Source organism: Leptolyngbya sp. FACHB-36 (assembly GCF_014695955.1).
GTDB lineage: Bacteria > Cyanobacteriota > Cyanobacteriia > Leptolyngbyales > Leptolyngbyaceae > FACHB-36.
Window position 1 is genome coordinate 1 of the sequence record NZ_JACJPG010000046.1, and the last position, 1,562, is coordinate 1,562.

3 protein-coding genes are annotated in these 1,562 nt (G+C 57.4%); all 3 read left to right on the forward strand.

Going from position 1 to position 1,562, the window contains the following annotated elements; genetic code table 11:
* Positions 1–654, forward strand: a 654-nt coding sequence (locus H6F43_RS00645) for a SpoIID/LytB domain-containing protein (protein WP_190340106.1), incomplete at its 5' end; no start/stop codon positions are given.
* 58 nt (positions 655–712) lie between these two features.
* Positions 713–1,105, forward strand: coding sequence for an SHOCT domain-containing protein (locus H6F43_RS00650; protein ID WP_190340107.1), 393 nt, complete (start codon positions 713–715; stop codon positions 1,103–1,105).
* A gap of 44 nt (positions 1,106–1,149) precedes the next feature.
* Positions 1,150–1,562: hypothetical protein (locus tag H6F43_RS00655; protein ID WP_199290081.1), on the forward strand; the 413-nt coding region annotated here is incomplete at its 3' end.

Below are 1,562 nucleotides of genomic sequence, written 5' to 3' on the forward strand. Positions count from 1 at the left end.
TATGACTTGGGAGACACGGCGGCATGGCAGGTCTACGACGGGGTTGAGGATGAGTCTGTGGGCACGCAAATGGCGGTGAAAGCCACAGCGGGTCAGGTGCTCACCTACAACGGCACAATCATCGAAGCAGTGTTTCACTCGTCGGCGGGCGGCTGCACCGAGAATGTCGAGAATGTGTGGGTGCAAGCGCTGCCCTACCTGCGATCGGTGCCTGACTACGACCAAGGCTCTCCGGTTTATCAGTGGAGCGAGACGTTCTCGCGCAGCGACCTCAGCAACCGCATTTCGGGAGTGGGAAATATCGTCGCGCTTCAGCCAGAAAAAATAACGCCGTGCGGACGGGTGATCTCCATGCAGGTGATTGGTGAGGATGGCAAGCGTCAGGTGAAGCGCTCTGTTAGTGGAGAAACCCTGCGAAATGCGCTGGGGTTAAGAAGCACGCTGTTTACGATCGTGCCTCAAGCTGGCACCACCGACACCAAGAGCAAGCAAAATGCTCCTGGCTCGTTTCAGGTGACAGGGCGCGGCTTTGGACACGGGCTTGGGCTGAGTCAGTGGGGTGCTTACAATCTGGCGCAGCGGGGCGCAAACTATCAGCAAATTCTGTCCCACTACTACCAGAAGACGACGCTGGCTCAGATTCAGGTGCAGTAGCGATCGCGCCGCCGACCGCAGAAGTCACTATGATAAAGGTGGATTCTGAGGCACGGGCATGTTAAGTAAGCCAAGAAGTCGTAAAGTGGCTACGCTGCTGGCGTTTGCGGGAGCCGTCTCCCCTGTAGCAGGCTGGCACAAGTTTTATTTAAAGCAGCCGCTTTGGGGCGTGCTGTATTTCTTGCTGTCTTGGACGCCGATTCCCCGAATCGCCAGCGCGATCGAAGCCGTCTGGTTTCTTGCTCAGAACCAGGACGAATTTGACCTGAAGTTCAACGAGGGCGTTCCGTCCAGCGTTGGCACAAAGCCGTTAGCCGAGGCAGTCGATCCGGCTCAGATTACCGCGATCGCCGATGCTGTGCGCCAACTGGATCAGCTCCGCGCCGATGGGCTGCTCTCCGAATACGAGTTTGAGCAGAAGCGGCGGCAGCTCCTCGATCGGATTGCTTAACAGTGAGCGGTTAGATATTCAGGCTGTTGCGTTTAGCTGTACGAATGGCATTTTTAGATTGGCTATCGACGAAAACCCAAGTGCGCAGCGGGACACCACCTGCGTCTGTACGATCGCGCCTGCAAGACCCGTACTACCGCTTTCAGTCGGTGGAGGAAGTTGCGATCGCGGCAAGCTTGGGGGTTCAGCTTGATGTCAACCAAGCCAGCGTCGATGACTGGCTGCGGCTACCGGGGGTGTCCATTCATCAGGCGCGGCTGCTGGTAGACTTGACGCGATCGGGCGTGCAGTTCCACTGTTTAGACGATATTGCGGCTGCGCTTAGCCTGTCGGTGCAGCGACTCAAACCGCTGGAACCCGTGCTGCGCTTTTGCTACTACGACCCAGAAAGCGTCTGCATGATTCAGCCGCTCAACCCCAACAGCGCCACGGTCGAAATGCTGATGCGAATTCCTGG